This window comes from Propionicimonas sp., from assembly GCF_049840635.1.
Taxonomy (GTDB): Bacteria; Actinomycetota; Actinomycetes; order Propionibacteriales; family Propionibacteriaceae; genus Propionicimonas.
The window spans coordinates 1409856-1433292 of record NZ_JASGKL010000005.1 but is presented as its reverse complement, the minus strand read 5'-3'; the positions used below and the strand labels follow the sequence as shown (position 1 = coordinate 1433292).

The window sequence follows — 23437 nt, the reverse complement described above, 5'->3', positions numbered from 1 at the left end:
CGGGGCTCGGACGCGGAACCGGTGGATCGGCCCGGAGTGGGACGATCCGGGGATGACTTTCCAGCTGGCCTCCCGCTTCGCGGGCGTGACGAGTTCCCCCGTCCGCGACATCCTCTCGGTCGTGGGGCGCGGGGACGTCATCTCCTTCGCCGGCGGGATCCCGGACGGGTCGCTGTTCGAGGTGGACGACTTCCGGGCGGCCTTCGACCACGTCCTCGCCCACTCCGGACGCCGGGCGCTGCAGTACGCGACGACGCACGGCGAGCCCGAACTGCTCGAACAACTCGCCGCGCGGGTGTCGCGCCGGCTGCCGACGACGCCCGACCAGCTGCAGGTGACCAGCGGTTCGCAGGAGGGGATCTTCCTCGTCGGGCAGGTGCTGCTCGACCCGGGTGACGTGGTGCTGGTCGAGCAGCCCACCTACCTGGCCGCAGTCCAGGCGCTCGCGCTCGCCGGGGCGCGGCTCGTGGCCGTCCCCACCGACGAACACGGCGTCCTGCCCGACGCGCTGGAGGCCGCGATCGCCGCCCACCGTCCCAAGTTCGCCTACCTGATCCCCACCTTCCAGAACCCGACCGGGCGCTCAATGCCCGCCGATCGGCGCCGCGAGGTCGCCGAGGTGCTGGTGCGGACGGGCGTCCCGCTGCTCGAGGACGACCCGTACGGCGAGCTGCGCTTCGAGGGGGAGGCCGCCCCGCCGCTGGCGAGCCTGCCGGGCATGGCGGAGCAGACGGTGCTGCTGAACTCCGCGTCCAAGATCATGGCGCCGGGGGTGCGGATCGGCTGGCTGCGCGCCGAGGGGCCGATCCTGCGCTCGCTCGAGGTCGCCAAGCAGGCCGTCGGGCTCCAGAGCGCGGTCACCGACCAGTTGGCCGTCGCGCACTACCTCGCCACGTGTGATCTGGACGCGCACATCGCGCGGGTGGTCGCGGTGTACCGCGAGCGCAGGGACGCGATGGCGGACGGGCTCGCCGCGAGGCTGCCGGACGGCGCCGACGTGACCCGTCCGGAGGGCGGCATGTTTCTCTGGGTGCGGCTGGGCGGCAGCGTGGACACCGCCGTGCACCTGCCGGCCGCCGTCGGCGCAGGAGTCGCGTACGTGCCGGGGTGGCCGTTCTTCGCGTCCGATCCGGACCGGTCGACGATGCGGTTGTCGTACGTGACCAACTCGCCCGAGGTGATCAGCGAGGGGCTCGACCGGTTGGCGGCATCGCTGGGCTGGGCGGGGTGAGCGGGAGCCGGCGACCGAAAGTAGTTGCGGATTGAACTACCCGGGTCTACAGTTGTAGTTGAAAGCGAAACTACTTCACGGGAGAACGGCAATGGCCACCTTCACGATCATCGGAACCGGCAACATGGGCAAGGCCATCGGCGGCATCCTGGCCGACGGCGGCAGCGACGTCAGCTACGTCACGCACGACCAAGTCGGCACCGCGCCGCTGGGCGACGTCGTCGTCCTCGCCGTGCCCTACCCGGCGCTGGCCGGCATCGTCGAGGCGTACGGGAGCCAGTTCGACGGCAAGGTGCTCGTCGACATCACCAACCCCCTGAACTTCGCGACCTTCGACTCGCTGGTGGTTCCCGAGGGCAGCTCCGCCGCCGCCGAGCTGCAGAAGACGCTGCCGTCGGCGAAGGTCCTGAAGGCCTTCAACACGTCCTTCGCTGCCACGCTGGCGACCGGCCAGGTCGGTGGCGTCCCCACCACCGTCCTCGTCGCCGGCGACGACGACGCCGCCAAGAAGGTGCTGGTGGACGCCGTCGTCGCCGGCGGCGTGAAGGCCGTCGACGCCGGCTCGCTCGCCCGCGCGCACGAACTCGAGGCCCTCGGCTTCCTCCAGCTCACCCTCGCCGTCTCCGAGAAGGTCGCCTGGACCGGCGGCTTCGCGCTGGTCTGATCGCCGCGCCGCCGCTTCCGTCCACCTTGTCGTGGACGAAAGCGGGCGACTACGCCGCGCAACCGTCCACCACAGAGTGGACGGTGCCGCGCCAGCCCTCAAGGTGGACGGAAACGGGCGACTACGCCGCACTTCCGTCCACTTCAAGGTGGACGGTGCGCGAGTGCCGTCGCACGGTCGAGGTGGCTGGCTTCGCTGTCATCCCGGGCTTGACCCGGGATCTCCGGTTCAGGTGCCGACACCGTGGACGCGGAGATCCCGGCTTTCGCCGGGATGACAGTGGTGGTGGACGCCGTCCGTCCACTTCAAGGTGGACGGAAGCGGGCGACTACGCCGCACAACCGTCCACCACAAAGGGGACGGTGCCGCGTCGGCCCTCAGGGTGGACGAAAGCGGGCGACTACGCCGCGCAACCGTCCACCACAGAGTGGACGGTGCCGCATCAGCCCTCAAGGTGGACGGAAACGGGCGACTATGCCGCACTTCCGTCCACGACAAGGTGGACGGTGCGCGAGTGCCGGCGCACGGTCGAGTTGGCTGGCTTCGCTGTCATCCCGGGCTTGACCCGGGATCTCCGGTTCAGGTGCCGACACCGTGGACGCAGAGATCCCGGCTTTCGCCGGGATGACAGTGGTGGTGGAGGCCGTCCGTCCACTTCAAGGTGGACGATAACGGGCGACTACGCCGCACAACCGTCCACCACAGAGTGGACGGTGCCGCGTCAGGCCTCAAGGTGGACGGAATCGGGCGACTACGCCGCACTTCCGTCCACTTCAAGGTGGACGGTGCGCGAGTGCCGGCGCGCGATCGATGGTGGCTGGGTTCGCTGTCATCCCGGGCTTGACCCGGGATCTCGACGTCAGCGCCCCGGCGTGAGATGTGCGCGGAGGGCGGCCACCAACTCGTCGACGCCGGCTCGCCGCGGGATGACGTGGGCGGCGTCCGGTCCGGTGAGGACGAACACGTGGTCGTCAGTCTCGACCACTCGCTCGATGGACGCCCAGTCGACGTGCACCACCCGTTCTCCGGACGCGATGTTCAGTCCGTCCTCGTCGAGCCAGGCCCGGCGCGCCGCGCCGGTGCGCTCCAGCGCGACCCAGGCCCGGCTGAGCGCTCGGCGGTGCAGCAGCCAGTCGGCCAGCCGGCCGCCCCGCCACTCCCACCAGCCGACCGCGACGCCCACCGCGATGTCGAGCAGTTCGGTCAGTCCGGCGAGCGGGAGTTGCAGGTTCAGCAGCAGCGGCAGCGTCGAGATCGCGAACACGACGAGGTACGCCGCCGTCCCCGCGACCCAGGCCGCTGCCATCCGGTACCGGCGTCGTCGTGAGTGGTCCGTGCCGGGCTGGCCCGCCCGCCAGGCCGTGAACGCCGCCAGGTCGGACGGGGTCAGCGTGTACTCGAGCACGGACCTGAGGCTACCGGCCGCCGAACCCGCGATCCGAACCCGTCGAGGACAACGCACCCACGCAACCGACCGCAGGCCTTACAGGCCGGGGACGCCGAGCTCCTTCAACCGGCAACGCAGGTGGCCGTAGGTGTCGGTGCCCGCGAACTGGACGGCGCGCAATCCGGCGCGCTGCGCGCCACGGACGTTGACCTCCATGTCGTCGACGAACACCGCCTCGTCCGGCGCGATGCCCAGGGCGTCGACGATGTAGGTGTAGTAGGCCGGATCGGGCTTGGCCAGTCCCACCTCGAAGGACGGGAACTGGTGGTCGAAGTGGTCGGCGTACGGCAGGTTCGCCTGCATCCAGCCGCCCCGGTAGCTCTGCTGGTTGGTGGCCAGCGCCGTGATCACCCCGGCCGCGCGGACGCGATCGACCAGCCGCATCATGAACTCGTCCACGTCGATCCGGCACCACACCTCGACGATGTCGTCCGCGGTCGCGTCCCTCCCCTCGCTCTCCAGCAGCGTGGTGAGGAGCTCCTTGAGGTCCGCCTTGCCGGTCAGCGTCCCCTTCTCGAGCCGGAACGCCGCCTCGATGAACCGGGGTCCTCCGAGCCGCGTCATCTCGTCCAGCCACCCGGCGCGCGGGTACTGCGTGACGCCGTCGGCGTCGAGCAGCAGGGCGCGGACGGGTCGCCTGACCGGGGAGTTCACGCTTCCATCCTTATCACGCCGGCCCGGGTGGACCGAGTGAGGGACCGTCCCTGGTCCGGACGCGGGATCCGGGGCGCGCTCAGCCGACCGGATCCGGGACGGGACGCGCCACCGGCTGCGTGATCTGCTCGACCGCCCGGGCTGCGCCCTTGTCAGCGCTCAGGGCCATCGCGGCGTAGGCCTGGAGGGCCTTCGACACCCAGCGGTCGCGGTTGCGCGGCTGCCAGCCGACCTCGTCCTGCCGGGCGCGCCGCTCGGCGAGGGTCCCCTCATCGACCAGCAGCGTCAGCGAACGGTCGGGGATGGAGATCTCGATCAGGTCGCCGTCCTCGATCAGGCCGATCGCGCCGCCGGCCGCCGCCTCGGGCGAGATGTGACCGATGCACAGGCCCGACGAGCCGCCGGAGAACCGTCCGTCCGTGATCAGCGCGCACTGCGGCCCGAGCCCCAGTCCCTTCAGGTACGAGGTCGGGTACAGCATCTCCTGCATGCCCGGCCCGCCCTTGGGCCCCTCGTAGCGGACCACCACCACGTCGCCGGGCTGGACGCGCTTGCCCAGGATCGCCTCGACGGCCTCCTCCTGGCTCTCGGTGACGATCGCGGTGCCGCGGAACGTCCACTGCGCCTCGGGGACGCCGGCGGTCTTCACGATCGCGCCGTCGACCGCGATGTTGCCCTTCAGCACCGCCAGGCCGCCGTCGGCGGTGTACGCGTGCCCGACCGAGCGGATGCAGCCGGCCTCCGCGTCCGTGTCGAGTTCCGCCCACCGGTTGGTCGAGCTGAACGCCTCCGTCGTGCGGACGCCGCCCGGCGCGGCGTACCACAGGTCACTCGCCTGCGCGGACGCCTTGCCGCCGCGGATGTCCCACTCGTCCAGCCACTCGGCCAGGGAGTCGGAGTGGACGGCGTGCACGGTCTCGTCCAGCAGGCCGCCGCGGCGGAGCTCGCCCAGGATCGCCGGCATGCCGCCGGCCCGGTGCACGTCCTCCATGTAGTAGTTCGTCGTGTTCGGCGCCACCTTGCACAGGCAGGGCGTCACCCGCGACAGCGCGTCGATGTCGTCCATCGTGAAGTCGACGCCCGCCTCGTGCGCCGCGGCGAGGATGTGCAGCACCGTGTTCGTCGAGCCGCCCATCGCCACGTCCAGCCGCATCGCGTTGGAGAAGGCGCCCTTCGTGGCGATCGAGCGCGGCAGCACCGACTCGTCGTCCTCGCCGTAGTAGCGGTTCGCCAGCCGGACGGCCAGCCGCCCGGCCTCCTCGAACAGCCCCTTGCGGGCGGACGCGGTTGCCAGCGTCGAGCCGTTGCCCGGCAGCGACAGGCCCAGCGCCTCGGTGAGGCAGTTCATCGAGTTCGCCGTGAACATGCCCGAACACGACCCGCAGGTCGGGCAGGCGTTCTGCTCGATCGACAGCAGCTGCGCGTCGGAGACCTTCTCGTCGACCGCCTTGTACATCGCGTCGATCAGGTCGAGACGCGGCTGCGCGACCCCGTCCTCGATGTGCGCGGTACCGGCCTCCATCGGGCCGCCGCTGACGAACACCGTCGGGATGTTCAGCCGCAGGGCGGCCAGCAGCATGCCGGGGGTGATCTTGTCGCAGTTGGAGATGCAGACCAGGGCGTCCGCGCAGTGCGCGTTCACCATGTACTCCACCGAGTCGGCGATCAGCTCGCGGCTGGGCAGCGAGTAGAGCATGCCGCCGTGGCCCATCGCGATGCCGTCGTCGACCGCGATCGTATTGAACTCGCGGCCGACACCGCCGGCCTCCGCCACGGCCTCCGCGACGAGCGCACCCATGTTGCGCAGGTGGACGTGGCCGGGTACGAACTGCGTGAACGAGTTGGCGATCGCGACGATCGGCTTGCCGAAGTCGGATTCGACCATGCCGGTCGCGCGCCAGAGGGCGCGGGCGCCGGCCATGTTGCGGCCGTGGGTCACGGTGCGGGAACGCAGTGCGGGCATGGGAGGACCTCGATTCGTCTACAACCCAACCAGCGTAGTCCGCGCGCTATTCCCCGGTGCAGGGTCTCGCCCGGGGTGCGGACGTGCGGGACCGCGGGGCGTCGGAATTGCGCACTCGATGGCCTGGCGAACCCCTTCTGGGGCCGTCCCGGGCAACGACAGCGCAATTCCGACGGTCGTCCGTGGTCGGTGCCGGATAGCCGTCGCCCTGATACCTCCCCGGGGGTGGCAGTCCCTCCACCGGGCGTCACCCTGTCGGGGTATTTCGGTCCACAGGGTTCGGGGTTAGCCTCGTGGGATCGGATCGCGGTGCAGTGAGGGGTCACGAGTGGCACGCGGCAAGCCGGGCGGATGGTTCCGTCCCCTCGTGGCGGGGGGCCTGTTGGTCACCGTCGCGTGGTCGGCGTGCCCGGGCCTCGCCTCTGCGGACTGGCTCGGCAACGAACGCATGGTCACAGCGGGCGGCACAACCGAGCAGTGGCCGCAGTTGTCCGGGTCCCGGGTCGTCTACACCGCGGTGGACTCCTCCTCGGGCCAGGACGTCCGCGTCCGTGACCTCGCGACCGGTGCCGACCGCGTCCTGACCCCCGACCACTCCGCCACCGGGCGGGCCGCGATCTCAGGCAGCAGGGTGGTCTGGACCGACGCCACCGGCGTCCGCTACGTCAACCTCGACGCCGCGGACGCCCCTCTGCTCCTCGCCGCCGGCGCCACCGACCCGTCCATCGCGGGGACGCGGGTCTGCTACACCGCGGCCGACCGCATCCATGTCTACAACCTGCGCACCGGCGCCGACCGGGTGGTGTCGCCCGCCACGGCGAGTGCGGCCACCTGCGACATCTCCGGCGACGTCGTCGTCTGGGCGGACGACCGCACGGGCGCCGCGCAGGTGTACGCCCTCGACCTGGCCACCGACGTCGAGACGCCCGTGACCAGCACGCCGTCACAGCCTTCCGGTCCCAGGGTGGACGACGGGCTGGTGGTCTGGCAGGACGGGGACGGCGTCTACGCCCTCGACCTCGCCACGCAGGAGCGCACGACGGTCGCGACCGCGGCGGGCGCGCGGTCGACCCCCGAGGTGTCGGACGGTCGCATCGTCTGGGCGGACGGACGGTTCGGCCACGGCGACACCGAGGTGTTCCTCTACGACGTCGCCAGCGGCGTGGAGGTCCAGGTCACCCGCGGCGACGGCTGGACCGGCTCCCCGACCATCTCCGGCACCCGGGTCCTCTACGCCGACGCCGTGGCGGGCGGCACCCGGCTCGTCCAGCGGTCGATCACGCCGCCCCGGCTGGTCGTCGGACTCGGTGCGATCGACGAGACCGGCGGGAAGGGCGTCACGGGCCGGCTCACCGGCACCGGCGCCGTCCCCGTCGTGGGCGTCGACGTGACGCTGGAGTCCTCGCCGGACGGCAGCACGTGGACGGACGCGGCGACCGTCGTCACCGCCGGTGACGGCAGTTTCGAGTTCGCCCTCCCCGCCGGTCAGGACGCCACCCACCTGCGCGTCCGCTTCGCCAGCACCCCCGACTTCGCCCCCGCCGTGTCCCGCGAGCTGGTCGACGCCGGCTGAGCCGGTCGCGGCCCGGACAGACAGATCCCGGTCGCCTCTTGTCATCGCGGGCTTGACCCGGGATCTGGTCGTCCAGGTCGCCTCTTGTCATCGCGGGCTTGACCCGGGATCTGGTCGTCCAGGTCGCCTCTTGTCATCCCGGGCTTGACCCGGGATCTCGCCTTCCCGCCACCAGTGATCTGGGCGTCTCGCCCCTCAGAGCTCGACGTCGCCGCTGATCACCGTGCGGGTGCGTCCGCCGATCCAGAGGTCGACGCCGTCGTCGTCGACGAACACCTCGCCGTGGCGGCCGACCTGCGAACCCTGCGTCGCGACATAACGGGCGGGCACCTCCCCGCGTCCGCGCAGCCACTGGGCGACGGCGGCGTTGAGGCTGCCGGTCACCGGGTCCTCGTCGTGGGCGAGGAAGCCCCGCACCTCGTAGGCGTAGCCGTCGTCGCTGCGTCCGACCAGGCCGAGGTGGTCGTGGCGGCCGAGCTGGGTGCGGTCGACCCAGGCGGCGCGGACGGCGGCCGCGTCCTCGAACTCGACCATCATCCAGGGCGGCCCGTTGTCGCCCCACTCGTGCGCGACCCACTCCGACCTGCTGCTGCCGAGCGCCGCCTCGGCCACCGCCAGGTGTCCCTCGTCCAGCGGCCCGGTGCGCCGCCGCGGAGGAGCGGCGAACGCGAGGCGGTCGGCGTCCCTGCGCACGCGGACGAGGCCCACGCCGCACTCCTGGACGACCTCGTCGGCCCGCCGCGGCACCCCGCCGGCCGTCAGCCACGCGTGGGCGCTGCCGAGGGTCGGGTGGCCGGCGAAGGGCAGTTCCCCGTCGACGGTGAAGATGCGGACGCGGTAGTCGGCGCCCGGAGCGGTCGGAGGCAGCAGGAACGTGGTCTCCGACAGGTTCGTCCACGCCGCGAACGCCTGCATCGCCGCGTCGTCGAGCCCGGCCGCGTCGTGCACGACGGCCAGCGGGTTCCCGGTCACGCCGCCGTCGCCGAACACGTCGACCTGGGTGAAGCGGCGTCCCATCCCTGCGTCCCCGGTCAGTCGCCGAGGCCGGTGCCGAGCTTGCGGGCCGTCTGCACCCACTCGTGGTCGGCGGGGACGAGCTTGAGCTGGCCGGCGACCTCCTCGAGCGGGACGAGCTCCGTCCCCTCGCCGCGGGCGGCCACCATCACGCCGTAGTGGCCCTCCTCGACGGCGGCGGCCGCCGCGGTGCCGAGCCGGGACGCGAGCAGCCGGTCGGCGGCGCACGGGATACCCCCGCGCTGCACGTAGCCGAGGATCGAGACCCGGGACTCCAGGCCGGTGGCGGCCTCCAGCTCACGGGCGAGCTTGAAGGTGTGCTCGCGCTGCGCGTCCTCGACGTTGGCCAGGTGCGCGCGGGCCGCGCGAGCCGCCTCGGGCGTCTTCGCCGCCCGCACCAGCAGCTGGGCCGCCTCGTAGTCGGCGGCATCCTGCATGTCGCGGGCGCCCTCGGCGACCGCGACGACGCTGAAGGTGCTGCCGCGGTTCAGCCGGTGCTTGATGGTCTCCGCGACGCTGTCGACCGAGTACGGGATCTCGGGCAGCAGGATGATGTCGGCGCCGCCGGCGATGCCCGCGCCGAGGGTCAACCAGCCGGCGCGGTGGCCCATGATCTCGGTGAGGATGATCCGGTGGTGGCTGTGCGCGGTGCTGTGCAGCCGGTCGACGGCCTCGGTCGCGATCTCCATCGCGGTCGCGAAGCCGAACGTGGTGTCGGTGCGGGCGATGTCGTTGTCGATGGTCTTGGGCAGCGTGACCACGTTGAGGCCCGCTTCGGCGAGGCGCATCGCGTTCTTCGCCGTCCCCCCGCCGCCGAGCAGGACGAGCGTGTCGACGCCCTCCTTCGCACAGTTCTCCACGACCCGGGGACGCATGTCGACGGACTCCCCGTCCACGACCATCCGGTGCACCTTGTCCCGGCTGGTGCCCAGGATCGTCCCGCCGATCGTGAGGATGCCGGACAACGCCCCCGAATCGAGGACGGAGTAGCGGTTGTCGACCAGGCCGCGGATCCCGTCCCGGTAGCCCAGGAGCTCCCAGCCGTTCCGGATCGCCGCCTTCCCGAAGCCACGGATGGCCGCGTTGAGGCCGGGGCTGTCGCCGCCCGCCGTGAGGATGCCGATCCGCCTCTTCGCCTGCGTCATCTCAACCCCCGGGGTGTCGGTCTGGAACGGCTTCAGGTTAACGGGTGGCGGGCGTGGCGGCGATGGGTCGGTTGCTGGCAGGGTGGGGGTGCGAGCACGAAACGACAGGGGGACCCGATGCGCACTCGTCCGGCACGGCTGCTGATCGCGCTGCTCGGTCTCGGGCTCGTTGGTTGCGCGGCCACCCCGCCTGCGACGACTCCCGGTTCGTCGTCCCCCTCGCCGGTGGTGACGACGGCGTCCGCCACCCCCTCGCTCACTGCGACGCCCACGCCCACGCCGACGACGAGCGCGTCCAGCACGCCGGCGGAGCAGGACGACATCCAGCTCCGGGGCGACGGGATCGGCGCCTACGCGTTCGGGGCCAAGGAGGTTGACGTCACCGCGCTGCTGGAGGCGACGCTCGGGGACGCCGACGAGAGCAACCAGGGCATCAAGTGCGAGCTGGACGAGTCCAGCCCGTGGGCGAGGACGGTCTCGTGGGGCACCTTCTGGGTGGAGTACGACGCGAAGGACGGGTCGAAGAAATCCCCCCGGACGCTGGCCGCGTGGGGCGTGAGCGAGGGCGCCACGCTCGCTGAGGGGATGTCGGTGCAGGACGACGTGCCGCTCGACCTCACGTTCAGCGAGCTGAAGGCGAAGTACCCGGAAGGGAAGACGAAGGACCTCGGCCTGGGCGACGGCAGCAAGCGCTTCATCCTCCCGAACAAGATCTTCTTCGTGGGCGCCGGCAACAAGCCCGACCACATGCAGGCCGGCGCCTTCAGCACCTGCGAGTAGCCCGGCGCCGCTCCGGCTGCGACCGTGGCGACCGGACGGACGCGGAGATCCCGGGTCAAGCCCGGGATGACGTGGTGGCTGGTGTTCCACGGTCCCTGAGGAGCAGGGGTCGGGTGGGTGGCTGGTGTCCACGGTCCCTGAGGAGCCGGGGTGAGGAACGAGCCCCGGCGTCACGAAGGGCCGCCGTCAGGTACTCACGCCCTCAGCGCTCAGGCGTTCGAGCCCCACACCGCCTCGGCCCCGGCGTGGCCGACGACGACGATGATCGCGATGCTGGCCAGGGCGGACACCACCGAGAGCAGGGCGGCGGTGATCAGGAAGGGCCGGCTCTTGCCGCGTCCGGCAAGGACCAGCGGCAGGGACGTGACGGCGAGCGCCACGGCGGGCCACGGCGCGAGCAGGCCCCACGTCACGTGAACCCCGAGCCAGCCGGGACCCGCCTGGGTGCCGCCGTTCAGCGACTCCCCGGACAGGCGGGCGAGCACGACGGACCCGGCGGCGACGAAGGAACCGAGCACCACGAGCGAGCCGTAGCGCTTGCGGGCGCGGGCCGACACCGCGATCAGCAGGGTGCCGAGCGCGGCCAGCGGCAGCAGCACGACGGCCGCGTGGACGACCAGGACGTGCAGTGGCAATCCGAAGATGGTCATGGTTGATTCTTCAACCAGTCGGAGGCGCACCACAAGGGGAACCCGATATTCACAGCCTCCGCACAGGCCGGTCCAGAGGAACCGTCCCCACGTGCCCTCGTGGCCGCGGACGCTCCCGGAAGCGCGCGTGCGGGACGCCGGCCGGACTACCGTGGGGCTCGTGCCAACGACCTCCGCCGCGCCGTCCCCCGGCCCCACGTCTGTGCGCCGGGCCCGGACGCGGCTCCTCGCCGTGGTCCTGTTGGGCGTGCTGGCCGCGCTGTACGTCGCCCTGGCGGTGCGGCTCTACTTCTTCCCGTCGTTCGACGCCGTCATCAGCGGCCTGTTCGGGGTGTTCCTCGCCCTCGTCGCGGGCGCGTACCTGCTGCTCACCCGGGCCGTCGTCCGGCAGTCGCGGGTGGGGCACGTCCTCGCGATCGTCGTGTGCGCGGTGGCCGCCGTCCTCGGCCTCACCGTCGACATGAGCTGGCTGGACTGGGGCGTCCTCGCCGCCAACGTGGTGGCGTTCGTCCTCCTGCTCGGCTGCGTCCCTCGTCGTCGCGACGCCGCCTGACGCTATCCTGCCATTCGGTGGCGCCCACGAGACGTCCGGAGTCACCATCGGGTCGTCGAGTGGCGGGATCGCGTCACGCTCCTGCCGGGCCGAGGCCCGCCGTGGCTCCCCGCGGCGTGTCAGGATGGACGGCATGTCGCTGGATCCCACGAACCCGTTCGTCTCCCCGTCCACCCTGCCGTTCGAGCTGCCCGACTTCGCCGCCATCACCGACGCCGACTACCAGCCGGCGATCGAGGCGGGCATGGCGGAACACCTCGCCGAACTCGCGGCGATCGCCGCTGATCCCGAGCCGGCCACGGTCGCGAACGTGATCGAGGCGTGGGAGTCGTCCGGACGCCTGCTCGCCCGGTCGCTGAGCGCGTTCTTCACCAAGCAGCCTGCCGACACGAACGAGGTCCTGGACGCCGTCGAGGAGGCGGTGGCCCCGCAGTTGGCCGCGCACAGCGATGCGATCCATCTCGACCGCACGCTGTACGACAGGGTGGCGGCGCTGGCGCGCCGCGTCGAGGCCGGGGAGGTCGAGCTCGACCCTGCGTCCGCCTACTGGCTGGAGCGCAAGCTGCTCGCCTTCGAACGGAACGGCGTCAACCTCGCCGAGGCGGAACAGGTCCGGCTCCGCGCGCTCAACCATCGCCTCGCCGAGCTCCAGTCGGCGTTCGGACGCGAGGCGCTGGCCGGCCTGAACGCCGGCGCCGTCCTGGTCAGCGACGTCGCGGAACTGGACGGCCTCAGCCCGGCAGAGGTCTCGGGCGCCAGGGACCGCGCGGCCGACCGCGGCCACGACGGCGGCTGGCTGATCGAGCTCGACAACACCTCGGGCCAGCGGCCACTGGACGTCCTGAAGAACCGGGACCTGCGCCACCGGCTCCACCTCGCCTCGGTCTCGCGAGGCTGGGGTGGCGAGCATGACACGCGGGCGCTCGTGGTCGAGATGGCCCGGCTGCGTGCCGAACGGGCGCTGCTGCTGGGGTTCCCCAACCACGCCTCCTGACGTCGCCGCGGACGCGTGCGCGCGGACGGGCGAGGCGGTCTGGGACCTGCTGACGAGGCTCGCCCCGCCCGCCGTCGCCAACGCGCGGGCCGAGGCGGCCGAGATGGAGGAGGTCTGGCGCCGGATCGAGCCGGACGCGCCGCTGGCCGCCTGGGACTGGCAGTTCGTCGCCGAACTGGTCCGCACCGAGCGGTACAGCCTGGACGCGAGCCTGCTGCGTCCCTACCTCGAACTGGAGCGGGTGCTGCACGATGGCGTCTTCGCGGCGGCGAACGGCCTGTACGGGATCACGTTCACCGAGCGCGTCGACCTGATCGGGTACAACGATGAAGTACGAGTGTTCGAGGTGAAGGACGCTGACGGCACGCCGATCGGCCTGTTCGCGGCCGACTTCTACACCCGTCCCGGCAAGCAGGGCGGGGCGTGGATGAACAACATGGTCGACCAGAACCACCTACTGGACCAGCTGCCGGTCGTGATGAACAACTCGAACCTCGTCAAGCCGCCGGCAGGGGAGCCGACCCTGATGACGTGGGACGACGTGATCACGCTGTTCCACGAGTTCGGGCACGCGCTGCACGGGCTGCTGTCGGACACGCGGTACGCGTCCCAGTCGGGCACCGAGACGCCGCGCGACTTCGTCGAGTACCCGTCGCAGGTGAACGAGATGTGGGCGCTGGATCCCGAGATCCTGCCGAAGTACGCGATCCACCACGCGACCGGCGAGCCGATGCCTGCGGCCTGGGTGGAGACGCTGCGGACGTCGACGCTCTTCCAGCAGGGCTTCAAGACGACCGAGTACCTCGGCGCCGCGCTGCTCGACCAGGTCTGGCACCGGACGCCGCTGGACGAGCTGCCCACCGATCCGGAGCAGGTGGAGGCGTTCGAGCACGCGGCGCTGGCGTCCGTCGGGCTGGACTACGACCTGGTGCCCCCGCGGTACCGGACGACGTACTTCCGGCACACCTTCGAGGGTGGCTACGACGCGGGCTACTACTCCTACATCTGGTCCGAGGTGCTGGACGCGGACACCGCGGCGTTCATGACAGCCAGCGGCGGCCTGACCCGCGAGAACGGCGAACGGTTCCGTCGCCACCTGCTCGCGAAGGGCGGCTCGGTGGACGCGATGGACAGCTTCCGCGACTACCGCGGCCAGGACCCCGACCTCGTCCACCTGCTCCGCCGCCGCGGCCTCGACGCCTGACCCCCCGGCACGCTGGGGACGGTTCCTATCGTGCCGCGTACGCGGTCAGCCCGCTCTCTTCCGCGTCACTTGGCACGCTGGGGACGGTTCCTGTCGTGCCGCCTGACTGTCGTCCTGATGTCCGGCCGTCAATCCGAGCCCACGGGGCCGCCCGTCATGCTGATGTGCAGCCGGCGGACGTTGGACTTGCTCATCCCCGTGATCCGGGCGAGTTGGCCGTAGCTGATCGACCGCGTTCGCAGCTCGCAGATGGCGCGCCGGCGATCCGGTTTGGGGAGGATGGCGAAGTCCTCCGGGCCGTCAGCACCGCAGCTTGCCCGGAGCAGTTCGGACGCCTCCTCGTCGGTGAGGTCGACGTGATCATCAGGGAAGACCTCCCAGATCGGGATCGTGGCGTCCGGCTCACGCATCAAGGCCTCCAGTGCGCCCGGTGGCAGAAGCTGCACCAGCGCGTCCTCGTCCACCAAGGCGGACGGCCTGCCGGCGAGACGTCGACTGCTCCACGGATAGTCCTCGCTTCGTGTCACGAGGCCTGACGCCACGGGGTTGGCCCAGACGTATCGGATCAGGGTGGCCAGGTAGGAGTCGGTCTCGACGGGACGGCTCCCGAATCGGTCCTGGAAGAGGTGTCCCACCCGTCCGTACCGGTAGTTGAACCAGCCCGCGTAGCGGACCGCGAGGCGTTTGACCACCAGTCCGATCGGTTCGTCGCGGGCGAGCAGCACGAGGTGGACGTGGTTGGGCATCAGGCAGTATGCGAGAACCCGGCACCCCGAGATCGTCTGAACGGTGGACAGCATGTCGAGGAACCGCAGGTAGTCGGCGTCCTCGAGGAAGATCGCGTCCCGGTTCACTCCTCGTAGCGTCACGTGATAGATCCCCGACTCGGCGAGTTGTCGAGCATGTCTGGGCACGGCTCACCTCCATCTGTGAAGGCTGAGCGTAAGTCGGTGGGAAGTGGTCGGCGATGGTCACGGGACGATCTGTGGATAACTCGGGGTGCCACGTCCGGCTGTGGACGACGGAGCCGCCGCGTCCGCGGAGCTCGGTGATCGATCGATTCGGGCGGTGCGGCGTCCTCCTGAGGGCAAAGCGGCACGTTAGGAACCGTCCCCATCGTGCCGCGCGGGTGATGTGGCACGTTAGGAACCGTCCCCATCGTGCCGCGCGGGTGATGTGGCACGTTAGGAACCGTCCCCAGCGTGCCGGTCAGGGGGTGAGGCCGTGGCGGAGCGTGTCGAAGAGGGACTCGAAGCGGGCCCGGTGGGCGTCGACGACGTCCTCGGTCCGTGCGCCGGCGAGGAGGCGGCGGGCGGTGGCGACCATGACCGTGCGGTAGCCGGCCATGAACAGCGCGGCGAGCAGCGCCGGGTCGCCGTCGAAGGACGCATCGCGCTCGAGCTCGTCGGCCAGCGTCCGCTCCAGCTCGTCGGCGATCTCCCTGGCCCGTGACACCAGCGCGGGCGAGTCGGCCACCGTCCGGAAGAACGGGACGGAGCGGTGGTCCACCCCGGACAGCGCGTGCCCCGAATCCACCAGGCCCAGCGTCATCGTCCGCAGGGACGCCAGCGCGTCCGTCCCCTCCGGACGGTCGCGGACCGCGGCGCGCAGCAGCTCGCCCGCGTCGAACGCCCGGTCGAGGAACAGGTCCTCCTTGCGCGGGAAGTGGTTGAACACCGTCACGCTCGACACGCCGGCCGCCCGGGCGACCTCGGCCACGGTCACCTCGTCGAAGCCCCGCTCCAGGAACATCCCGGACGCGATCCCCGCGATCCTGCGCCGCGTCTCCGGCCCGCCGCGCGCTCCGGTCCTCGGCATCCATCCCCACTTCTTGTGTCACTAAAGATAGTCAGTTAAGCTACTCGCGTGTCCCAGCCCACCGACATTCTCCCCGAGACCGGCCCCCGCCGTCGTCCTCCCCGATCCCTGAAGGAGGCGTGGGTGGCCCTCGCCGGGCTGTCCGCCGTCTTCCTGTTCGAGATGCTCGACAACTCGATCCTCAACGTCGCCCTGCCCACCATCGGACGCGAGCTGCACGCCTCGACCACCGCCCTGCAGTGGGTCACCAGCGCCTACGCGGTCGTGTTCGGCGGCCTGATGCTGGTCTTCGGCGCCGTCGCAGACCGGTGCGGACGCCGCCGCGTCATGCTGGTCGGCCTCGTCCTGCTCGGTGCCGCGAGTCTCGCCACCGCCTTCGTCGCCACCGCCGGCCAGCTGATCGCCGTCCGCGTCGCGATGGGCGTCGCCGCGGCCATGACCACGCCCGGCTCGATGGCGCTCGCCTTCCGGCTCTTCGACGACGACGACCTCCGGGTGCGCGCGATCACCGTCATCTCGACGGTCGGTCTCGCCGGCCTCGCGATCGGCCCCACGGCCGGCGGGCTCGTCCTGGCGGTCGCCCCGTGGCAGGTCCTGCTGCTCGTGAACGTCCCGGTCGCCCTGCTCGCGATCATCGGGATCCGGTTCGGGGTCGCCGCGGACGCCCCGTCCGAACTCCACCGCGACCCCGTGGACGTCGCCGGCGCCGTGCTCGGCACGCTCGCCATCGTCCTCGCGCTCGTCACGCCCACACTGTTCGTCGAGGAGGGCGCCGGCGCGTGGCTCCCATGGGTGGGCACCGGTGCGACCGTGCTGGCCCTGGCTGCCTTCGTCGTCCGTGAGCGGACGGCCCGGCACCCGCTCCTCGACCTCCAGCTGGTCGGCCACCCGCTGGTGTCCAGCGGCCTCGCCTACAAGGCCGCGGCGAGCCTCGCGACGGCGGGCCTGGGCTACCTGGTCACCCTCCAGCTCCAGCTCGACTGGGGCTGGCCGCCCGCGCTCGCCGCGCTCGGCATGCTTCCCCAGGTCGTCGTCCTCCTCGCCGGCAGCGCCTTCGTCACGCCGTTCCTGCGGAAGGTCGGCTTCGAGCGCGCGGCCTGGCTGAGCGCGCTCGCCGTCGTCGCCGGCCTCGCGGTCTACGCCGTGCTCGGCACGCTGGGCTACGGCTGGGTCGCGCTCGCCCTCGTCCTCGTCGCGGCCGGGCTCCGTGTGGTGGGCGTGGTCGCGGGGACGAACGTGCTGCGCGGCCTCCCCGCCAACCGCTCCACGATCGGAGCCGCCCTCACCGACACGGCGAGCGAGGTGACCTCCGCCGTCGGGATCGCCGTCGCAGGGACGATCCTCGCCGCCCTGTTCACCGGCAGCGTGGCCACGTCCGGCTGGACGCCGCAGCAGACGGCCGAGTTCCGGCTGTCGGTCGTGGTCGCGGGCCTCGTCCTCACCGCGGTCGCCGCGGCCCTCGTGAGTTGGGGAATGCTGCGCGCCCGGAAAGCCACGGCGGACGCGGCCGATCCTCAGCTCTCCGGCGAGTAGCCGAACCCGGTCACGCGCACCGCGCCGCCGACGGCCCGCACCCCGATCGTGCGGCCGGTGAAGCCGCCGGCCACCTCGGTGGAGAGCAGCCGCCCGTCGATCCGCCCGACCTCGACCACGCCGTCGTCGTCCCGGACGCGGAGCACCACGTCGTCCGGCCCGCCACTCGAGGACGGGACGACGGACGCGACCTCGAGGACCGCGGACGATCCCGCCGCTCCCGTCCCTCCCGGCGCGGCGACGCGGCCGAGCTCGTGGCGCAGCCCGGCCACGCACACCTCGGCCACCGCCTCGTCCCGTTCGCGGCGGACCTCCGCCCAGTAGTCCGTGGCCAGGTGCACCTGCAGCGCAGGGACGCCGCCCTCACCGCGCACCTCCGCCCAGGCCGTCCACGCCGCGTCGCGCGCCCGGACGCAGAGCACCGGCCCGGAGAAGCCGTCGGCGTCGGCGGGCGCCAGCACGATCCCGGGCTCGCCCGGCGTGACCAGACTCGTGGACAACCCCCGCGGGGAGACCCAGCGCGGGTGCAGCGCGGGCTGCTCGAACCGGTCGACGAAGCCGTGGTCGGCGGCGGGTACCGGGTACCGGCCCTCGTCGACCACCGGCCAGCCGTCCACCCAGTCGACGCCGGCGAGGAACGTCTCGCGTCCGTTCACGTGGAAGCCGGGCGTCGCGCCGCGCGGCCGCGCGCCCAGGTAGCACAGCGCCCACTCCCCGTCGGGGGTCTGCACCAGGTCGGCGTGACCGGTGTTCTGGACGGGGTGGGTCGTGCTGCGGTGGCTGAGGACCGGGTTGCCCGGGCACGCCTCCCACGGACCGTCGAGCGACGTCGCGCGGGCGACGCTCACGCAGTGGCCGCGCTCGGTGCCGCCCTCGGCGATCAGGAGGTAGTAGTGGTCGCCGCGACGGAACAGGTGCGGCCCCTCGGGATACGCCAGCCCCGACCCCTGCCACACCCTGCGGACCTCGCCGAGCTGCGCACCCGTCGCCGGGTCAACCGGGGCGGAGAGCAGCCCAGCGGCGCCGTCCACCTCGCCCGACCAGGTCAGGTGGCAGGTGCCGTCGACGTCCCAGAACAGGTCCGGATCGATGCCGACGGCCCAGCCGGTGCGGACGGGGCGGCTCCACGGCCCGGTCGCGGCGGGCGCCCTGGTGATCAGGTGGCCGCCGCCGTAGGAGCCCACGTCGGAGGTGATCAGGTAGAACGCGCCGTCGTGGTGCCGGAGGGTGGGCGCGAAGACGCCGCCGCTGGACGGGCTGCCGGACAGGTCGAGGTGCGCGGGGTCGGTGTAGACGTGGCCGATCGGCTCCCAGGTGACCAGGTCCTCGCTGGCGTGCAGTGGCACGGCCGGGAAGTACTCGAAGCTGGAGTGGGCCAGGTAATAGGTGTGGTCGACCCGGCAGATGCTGGGGTCGGGGAAGAACCCGGCGACGATCGGGACGCTCCCTGCCGGTCCGTCCGGCACGGTCACTCCCCGCCGAGCCGCACGGACGCCCGCCCGCCAGCGGGCGTCTGGACCTCGGCGCCCACCCTCACCTGCCAGGGCGTCGCGGCGTCCGAGCGCACCTCGAGGACGCCGTCGCGGACCGCCCAGACGAACGTCGCCGCCACCTCGCGGCCGTCCGCGGTGGGGACGGAGAACTCGCCGGCAGAACCCTCGGCGGGCTCGAAGAACTCCAGCACGACGCCGTCGGCGTACTCGTAGTCGGGACGGTCGGTCCGCGCGCCCCAGGCGACCACCGAACCCGGCCGCGCCAGCAACGGCAAGCTGTCCAGCTCGTGGGTCTCCGCGACCCAACGGCCGCCGACCACCTTCTCGCCGTCCGAGACCCGCGTCCACGTGCCCGACGGCAGCCAGTACTCGACCGCGCCGTCGGTGCTGAACACCGGGGCGACCAGCAGCGCGTCCCCGAGCATGTACTGGGTGTCGGCCAGCGCCGCAGAGCGGTCGGACGGGAACTCCAGCACCATCGGACGCATCACCGGCACGCCCTCGGCGTGCGCGACCCGTCCGAGCCCGGCCAGGTAGGGCATCAGCCGGTACTTCAGGTGTGTGAACTTCCGGGTGACCTCGACGGCCTCCTCGTCGAACGCCCACGGCACCCGGTAGGAGTCCGACCCGTGCAGCCGGCTGTGCGAGGACAGCAGCCCGAACGCCACCCAGCGCTTGAACACCGTCGGGTCGGGCGTCCCCTCGAAGCCGCCGATGTCGTGGCTCCAGAACCCGAAGCCGGACGCGGCCAGCGACAGCCCGCCGCGCAGCGACTCGGCCATCGCGACGAACGTCGACTCGCAGTCACCGCCCCAGTGGACGGGGAAGCTCTGCCCGCCGGAGGTGGCGGACCGGGCGAACACGACCGCGTCCCCTTCGCCCCTGGCCTCGGTGAGCACCTCGAACACGGCCTCGTTGTAGAGCTGCGTGTAGTAGTTGTGCATCCGCTGCGGGTTCGAGCCGTCGTGCCAGACCACATCGGTGGGGATCCGCTCACCGAAGTCGGTCTTGAACGCGTCCACCCCCTGCCCCACGAGGCGCCGAAGCTGGTCCTGGAACCAGGCCTTCGCGTCCGGGTTGGTGAAGTCGACCAGGCCCATGCCGGCCTGCCACATGTCCCACTGCCACACGTCCCCGGACGGCGTCCGGACCAGGTAGCCGAGCCGCTTGCCCTCCTCGAACAGGTGCGAGCGCTGAGCGATGTAGGGGTTGATCCACACCGAGATCTTCAGGCCGCGGTCGTGCAGCCGGGCCAGCATGCCCTCGGGGTCGGGGAACGTGGCCGGGTCCCAGACGAAGTCGCACCAGTGGAATTGCCGCATCCAGAAGCAGTCGAAGTGGAACACCGACAGCGGCAGGTCGCGCCGGGCCATCTCCTCGACGAAGCCCGAGACGGTCGCCTCGTCGTAGTCGGTGGTGAAGGACGTCGACAGCCACAGCCCGTACGACCACGTCGGCACCTGCGCCGGACGTCCGGTCAGCGCGGTGTAGCGGCGCAGGATCTCCTTCGGCGTCGGCCCGTAGATGACGAAGTAGCTCAGCGACTCGCCCGGCACCGAGAACTGGCAGCGCGAGACGACCTCGGTGCCGATCTCGAACGAGACCCGCTCGGGGTGGTTCACGAACACGCCGTAGCCGGCGTCGGTCAGGTAGAACGGGACGTTCTTGTACGCCTGGTCGGACGCGGTCCCGCCGTCCTCGTTCCAGATGTCGATCGACTGGCCGTTCTTCACGAACGTGCCGAACCGCTCGCCGAGCCCGTAGACGTGGGCGCCGATGCCGAGGCTGAGCTGCTCGAAGAAGAAGGTGTCGGCGTCCGCGTTGGTCACCGAGCCCATGCTGCGCTCGACCGAGGAGGTGAGGACGCGGTCGCCGGCCAGGAAGTCGACCTGCCAGCCCGCTTCGGTGGACACCCGGGCGGTCAGCGGGCCGGACGTGAACGTGGCCGGCCGGCCGGGGGCGTCCGGGGAGGTGATCCCGACCTTCGGGGTGCAGCGCCTCAGTGGGAAGGCGGGGACCTGCTCGCGGCCGCCGGCGTGGTGGGTGGCGGTGACCTCGATCACACCCTCCAGGGGCGAGCGGTAGGTGACCGTGAGCATCGGGCAGTTGAGGGTGTCGCCGCGACCCGACTGCGGACGGGTGGCCGCGTAGACGGTGAGCGCATCGTCGGTCGCGACCACGTCGGTCACCTGCCGGGGGCGCAGCACGGACATCCCCGGGAGGACCTGCCAGTAGCCGTCGGTGAACTTCATTTCTGCCCTTCTTCGAGGATCAGGCTGCCGAGTGGCGCGAGGGCGATCAGGCCCTCGAGTCGCTCGCCGGTGAGCGCGTCGGTGCAGGCGCGGGTCAGCGCCACGGTCCGCGGCTCGTCGGCGAGGTTGGTGACGAAGGTGGTGGTGCCGCGCCGGGCGGCCTCGATGCCGTCGATCGGGAGCGTGAACGGTCCGTCGAACGGGGGGACGCCCGCCGCCTCCAGGCAGCCGGCGACCCAGGCGTCCAGGAACGCTTCGTCCGGGACGGTGGCGAGGTAGCGCATCCGCCCGTCCGCGGACGCGAGCGCCGCCGGGTGCCCGGCGAGCTCCCCGTCCCCGAAGGAGGCCAGCACGACGGCTCTCCTGTCATCCCGGGCTTGACCCGGGATTCTCGTCTTCCGGTTGGTCGGTGGGGGAGATCCCGGCTTTCGCCGGGATGACAGATGAGTCTGTGTCATCCCGGGCTTGACCCGGGATCTCGTGGTCTGAGGACGCGACCGCCCGATCGCTGTCATCCCGGGCTTGACCCGGGATCTCGTCGTCCGGTTGGTCGGTGGGGGAGATCCCGGCTTTCGCCGGGATGACAGATGAGTCTGTGTCATCCCGGGCTTGACCCGGGATCTCGTGGTCCAGGTGGTCCGTCGGAGAGATCCCGGCTTTCGCCGGGATGACGGACAGACCCGCGTCATCCCGGGCTTGACCCGGGATCTCGTCGTCCAGGTGGTCCGTCGGAGAGACCCCGGCTTTCGCCGGGATGACGGTGGCGGGGTGGATCTCGTCGTCCGGGGACGTCACCAGCGGGAACCACTCGCCCCACACGCTCGCGTGGCCGCTCAACTCGCCGACCAGGGACGTGCCGGCCTCCGGCAGCGGCCACCACTCCTCGCCGCCGGCGCCGAGCAGGTCGGTGAAGCCGACAGGGAAGCGTCCCGTGCGGACGGTGGCGTTCGCGTCCACGACCGCGGAGAAAGAGCCGAGCGCGAGCGTCCCCCCGCGCGAGACGAACGCCCGCAGGTTGGCGGTCGCGGCGTCGTCCAGCAGAAACAGCTGCGGTCCGAGCAGCAGGTCGTAGCCGGCCAGGTCGGCGGCGGGGTGGACGATGTCGACCGCGAGGCCCCGACGCCACAAGGGGCGGTACCACGCCCGCAACTGCGGCAGGACGCGAAGCAACTCGCTCGGCAGCCCACGCTCCTCGGCCGCCCACCAGCTCGACCAGTCGAACAGGATCCCGACCCGCGTCGGCACGGGCTCACCCGCGACAGCCAGCCTCGCCAGGTCCGCCCCCAGCCGGACGACCGACCGGTGCAGCCGGGTGTCGGTGCCGGCGTGCGGCACCAGCGCGGAGTGGAACCGCTCCGCCCCCGCCCGCGAGGCCCGCCACTGGAAACTGAGCACCCCGTCGCTGCCGTGGGCGACCGCGCGGAACGCGTCCGCGCGCATCCGGCCCTCCGACTTCGGCAGGTTGTGCGGACGCCAGCTGACCGCGGAGGTGGCCTGCTCGATCAGCAGCCACGGTCCGCCGGCCACCGAACGGGTCAGGTCGTGGGTGAGCGCGGCGATCACGGGCGAGTCGGGGTCGCCCGGGTCGGGGTAGGAGTCGTCGGAGACGACGTCGAGGTGCGACGCCCACGCGAACGCGTCCACGTCCCGGTAGAACCCCATGAAGTTCGTGGTGACCGGACGCCGCAGCAAGTCCCCGGCGCGGATGAGCGCGGCCTGCTCGTCGAACAGCGCGAGCAGGGCGTCCGAGCAGTAGCGGCGCCAGTCGAGCACGTGGGCCGGGTTGACCACGTAGACGGCCTCGCGCGGCGGCAGCACCTCCGCCCAGTCGCTGAACTGCTGGCTCCACACGGCCGTTCCCCAGGCCTCGTTGAGCGCCTCCAGCGTGCCGTAACGCTGCTTCACCCAGGCGCGAAACGCGTCCGCGCAGGAGTCGCAGTAGCAGACCTGGCCGAACTCGTTGCCGACGTGCCACAGCTGCACGGCGGGGTGCTCGGCGTAGTGGGCGACCAGGTCGGTGACGAGGGACGCGGCCGCGGCCCGGTAGGCCGTCGATGAAGGGCAGAAGTGGTTGCGAGACCCGGGCGAGAGCCGGACGCCGGCCGCGGTCAGCGGCAGCGTCTCCGGGTGGGCGAGGGACAGCCAGCGCGGCGGGCTCGCCGTGGGCGTGGCCAGGTCGACCGCGATGCCCTTCGACCAGAGCAGGTCGATGATCCGGTCCAGCCAGCCGAACTCGCGGCGTCCGGCGGACGGCTCGAGGGCGCTCCAGCTGAACACCCCGACGGTGACCAGGTTCACGCCCGCCGCGACCATCGCCTCGACGTCTTCGGCCCAGATGGCCTCGTCCCACTGCTCGGGGTTGTAGTCGCCGCCGAACAGGAGGCAGGGGTCGCCGGCGCGCGAGGTCTGCGGCAGCAGCGCGACCATGGGCCCACCTCCTCGTACAGCCAATCGAAGCGCTTCAACACT

At 71.7% G+C, this 23437-nt stretch carries 20 protein-coding genes; 8 read left to right on the top strand and 12 right to left on the bottom strand.

The window, feature by feature from the left end:
• The first annotated feature begins 52 nt into the window (after nucleotides 1-52).
• Together QM779_RS12370 and QM779_RS12365 are read left to right on the top strand one after the other, a co-directional pair.
• Nucleotides 53-1231, top strand: coding sequence for a PLP-dependent aminotransferase family protein (locus QM779_RS12370; protein WP_428535628.1), 1179 nt, complete (start codon nucleotides 53-55; stop codon nucleotides 1229-1231).
• A gap of 91 nt (nucleotides 1232-1322) precedes the next feature.
• Entirely contained in the window at nucleotides 1323-1895 is a 573-nt protein-coding gene (locus tag QM779_RS12365; RefSeq protein WP_428535626.1) for an NADPH-dependent F420 reductase, read from the top strand.
• Nucleotides 1896-2754: 859 nt separating this feature from the next.
• Here the strand turns inward: QM779_RS12365 and QM779_RS12360 are convergent.
• From QM779_RS12360 to ilvD, 3 genes are all read right to left on the bottom strand, one after another.
• Nucleotides 2755-3300, bottom strand: a complete 546-nt coding sequence (locus QM779_RS12360) for a YcxB family protein (protein ID WP_428535624.1) — start codon at nucleotides 3298-3300, stop codon at nucleotides 2755-2757.
• A 78-nt stretch (nucleotides 3301-3378) separates the two neighbouring features.
• A complete protein-coding gene (locus tag QM779_RS12355) occupies nucleotides 3379-3996 on the bottom strand; it encodes an HAD-IA family hydrolase (protein WP_428535622.1) in 618 nt (205 codons plus the stop codon).
• A gap of 79 nt (nucleotides 3997-4075) precedes the next feature.
• Nucleotides 4076-5959, bottom strand: a complete 1884-nt coding sequence (ilvD, locus tag QM779_RS12350; protein WP_428535620.1) for a dihydroxy-acid dehydratase — start codon at nucleotides 5957-5959, stop codon at nucleotides 4076-4078.
• 328 nt (nucleotides 5960-6287) lie between these two features.
• Between ilvD and QM779_RS12345 the strand changes: the two genes are divergently transcribed.
• Nucleotides 6288-7532, top strand: coding sequence for a TolB family protein (locus QM779_RS12345; protein ID WP_428535618.1), 1245 nt, complete (start codon nucleotides 6288-6290; stop codon nucleotides 7530-7532).
• Between the two features lie 195 nt (nucleotides 7533-7727).
• On the opposite strand, the gene QM779_RS12340 is transcribed toward QM779_RS12345, so the two are convergent.
• Both QM779_RS12340 and QM779_RS12335 read right to left on the bottom strand, forming a co-directional pair.
• Complete coding sequence (locus QM779_RS12340) at nucleotides 7728-8549, bottom strand: PhzF family phenazine biosynthesis protein (protein WP_428535616.1); 822 nt, start codon at nucleotides 8547-8549, stop codon at nucleotides 7728-7730.
• Nucleotides 8550-8563: 14 nt separating this feature from the next.
• A complete protein-coding gene (locus QM779_RS12335) occupies nucleotides 8564-9691 on the bottom strand; it encodes a 6-phosphofructokinase (protein ID WP_428535614.1) in 1128 nt (375 codons plus the stop codon).
• A gap of 117 nt (nucleotides 9692-9808) precedes the next feature.
• On the opposite strand from QM779_RS12335, the gene QM779_RS12330 reads away from it, so the two are divergent.
• Complete coding sequence (locus tag QM779_RS12330) at nucleotides 9809-10471, top strand: hypothetical protein (protein ID WP_428535612.1); 663 nt, start codon at nucleotides 9809-9811, stop codon at nucleotides 10469-10471.
• A 209-nt stretch (nucleotides 10472-10680) separates the two neighbouring features.
• Here the strand turns inward: QM779_RS12330 and QM779_RS12325 are convergent, their stop codons facing one another.
• Nucleotides 10681-11121: a DUF2231 domain-containing protein gene (locus tag QM779_RS12325; RefSeq protein ID WP_428535610.1), complete on the bottom strand. Its 441-nt coding sequence runs from the start codon at nucleotides 11119-11121 to the stop codon at nucleotides 10681-10683.
• A 160-nt stretch (nucleotides 11122-11281) separates the two neighbouring features.
• Between QM779_RS12325 and QM779_RS12320 the strand changes: the two genes are divergently transcribed.
• From QM779_RS12320 to QM779_RS12310, 3 genes are all read left to right on the top strand, one after another.
• Complete coding sequence (locus QM779_RS12320; protein WP_428535608.1) at nucleotides 11282-11674, top strand: hypothetical protein; 393 nt, start codon at nucleotides 11282-11284, stop codon at nucleotides 11672-11674.
• Nucleotides 11675-11807: 133 nt separating this feature from the next.
• Nucleotides 11808-12668 carry a hypothetical protein gene (locus QM779_RS12315; protein WP_428535606.1) on the top strand — a complete coding sequence of 287 codons (861 nt, stop codon included), beginning with the start codon at nucleotides 11808-11810 and terminating at the stop codon, nucleotides 12666-12668.
• Nucleotides 12622-13872, top strand: a complete 1251-nt coding sequence (locus tag QM779_RS12310; RefSeq protein ID WP_428535604.1) for a M3 family metallopeptidase — start codon at nucleotides 12622-12624, stop codon at nucleotides 13870-13872. Before QM779_RS12315 ends, QM779_RS12310 begins: the two co-directional genes overlap by 47 nt.
• A gap of 128 nt (nucleotides 13873-14000) precedes the next feature.
• Here QM779_RS12310 and QM779_RS12305 read toward each other — a convergent pair whose 3' ends face one another.
• Both QM779_RS12305 and QM779_RS12300 read right to left on the bottom strand, forming a co-directional pair.
• A complete protein-coding gene (locus QM779_RS12305) occupies nucleotides 14001-14741 on the bottom strand; it encodes a transposase (protein ID WP_428535602.1) in 741 nt (246 codons plus the stop codon).
• A gap of 340 nt (nucleotides 14742-15081) precedes the next feature.
• On the bottom strand, nucleotides 15082-15690 hold the full coding sequence (locus tag QM779_RS12300; RefSeq protein WP_428535600.1) for a TetR/AcrR family transcriptional regulator: 609 nt from the start codon (nucleotides 15688-15690) through the stop codon (nucleotides 15082-15084).
• Between the two features lie 48 nt (nucleotides 15691-15738).
• On the opposite strand from QM779_RS12300, the gene QM779_RS12295 reads away from it, so the two are divergent.
• Nucleotides 15739-17223, top strand: coding sequence for an MFS transporter (locus tag QM779_RS12295; RefSeq protein WP_428535598.1), 1485 nt, complete (start codon nucleotides 15739-15741; stop codon nucleotides 17221-17223).
• On the opposite strand, the gene QM779_RS12290 is transcribed toward QM779_RS12295, so the two are convergent.
• The 4 genes from QM779_RS12290 to QM779_RS12275 are packed head-to-tail and all read right to left on the bottom strand — an operon-like array spanning nucleotide 17205 to nucleotide 23395.
• A complete protein-coding gene (locus QM779_RS12290; protein ID WP_428535596.1) occupies nucleotides 17205-18689 on the bottom strand; it encodes a glycoside hydrolase family 43 protein in 1485 nt (494 codons plus the stop codon). The genes QM779_RS12295 and QM779_RS12290 overlap by 19 nt on opposite strands.
• 2 nt (nucleotides 18690-18691) lie before the next feature.
• Nucleotides 18692-20968 carry an alpha-xylosidase gene (yicI, locus tag QM779_RS12285; protein WP_428535594.1) on the bottom strand — a complete coding sequence of 759 codons (2277 nt, stop codon included), beginning with the start codon at nucleotides 20966-20968 and terminating at the stop codon, nucleotides 18692-18694.
• Nucleotides 20965-21321: a Beta-galactosidase C-terminal domain gene (locus QM779_RS12280; RefSeq protein WP_428535592.1), complete on the bottom strand. Its 357-nt coding sequence runs from the start codon at nucleotides 21319-21321 to the stop codon at nucleotides 20965-20967. Before QM779_RS12280 ends, yicI begins: the two co-directional genes overlap by 4 nt.
• A gap of 13 nt (nucleotides 21322-21334) precedes the next feature.
• Nucleotides 21335-23395 (bottom strand): beta-galactosidase, encoded by a 2061-nt coding sequence (locus tag QM779_RS12275; RefSeq protein WP_428535590.1) that lies wholly within the window; start codon nucleotides 23393-23395, stop codon nucleotides 21335-21337.
• Nucleotides 23396-23437 lie beyond the last annotated feature (42 nt).

Excerpts from the sequence above, each read along its gene's own strand:
- yicI (WP_428535594.1), bottom strand. The coding sequence starts at position 20,968 with ATGAAGTTCACCGACGGCTACTGGCAGGTCCTCCCGGGGATGTCCGTG.
- QM779_RS12325 (WP_428535610.1), bottom strand. The coding sequence starts at position 11,121 with ATGACCATCTTCGGATTGCCACTGCACGTCCTGGTCGTCCACGCGGCC.
- QM779_RS12335 (WP_428535614.1), bottom strand. The coding sequence starts at position 9,691 with ATGACGCAGGCGAAGAGGCGGATCGGCATCCTCACGGCGGGCGGCGAC.
- QM779_RS12300 (WP_428535600.1), bottom strand. The coding sequence starts at position 15,690 with ATGCCGAGGACCGGAGCGCGCGGCGGGCCGGAGACGCGGCGCAGGATC.
- QM779_RS12370 (WP_428535628.1), top strand. The coding sequence starts at position 53 with ATGACTTTCCAGCTGGCCTCCCGCTTCGCGGGCGTGACGAGTTCCCCC.
- QM779_RS12275 (WP_428535590.1), bottom strand. The coding sequence starts at position 23,395 with ATGGTCGCGCTGCTGCCGCAGACCTCGCGCGCCGGCGACCCCTGCCTC.
- QM779_RS12330 (WP_428535612.1), top strand. The coding sequence starts at position 9,809 with ATGCGCACTCGTCCGGCACGGCTGCTGATCGCGCTGCTCGGTCTCGGG.
- QM779_RS12340 (WP_428535616.1), bottom strand. The coding sequence starts at position 8,549 with ATGGGACGCCGCTTCACCCAGGTCGACGTGTTCGGCGACGGCGGCGTG.
- QM779_RS12315 (WP_428535606.1), top strand. The coding sequence starts at position 11,808 with ATGTCGCTGGATCCCACGAACCCGTTCGTCTCCCCGTCCACCCTGCCG.
- ilvD (WP_428535620.1), bottom strand. The coding sequence starts at position 5,959 with ATGCCCGCACTGCGTTCCCGCACCGTGACCCACGGCCGCAACATGGCC.
- QM779_RS12365 (WP_428535626.1), top strand. The coding sequence starts at position 1,323 with ATGGCCACCTTCACGATCATCGGAACCGGCAACATGGGCAAGGCCATC.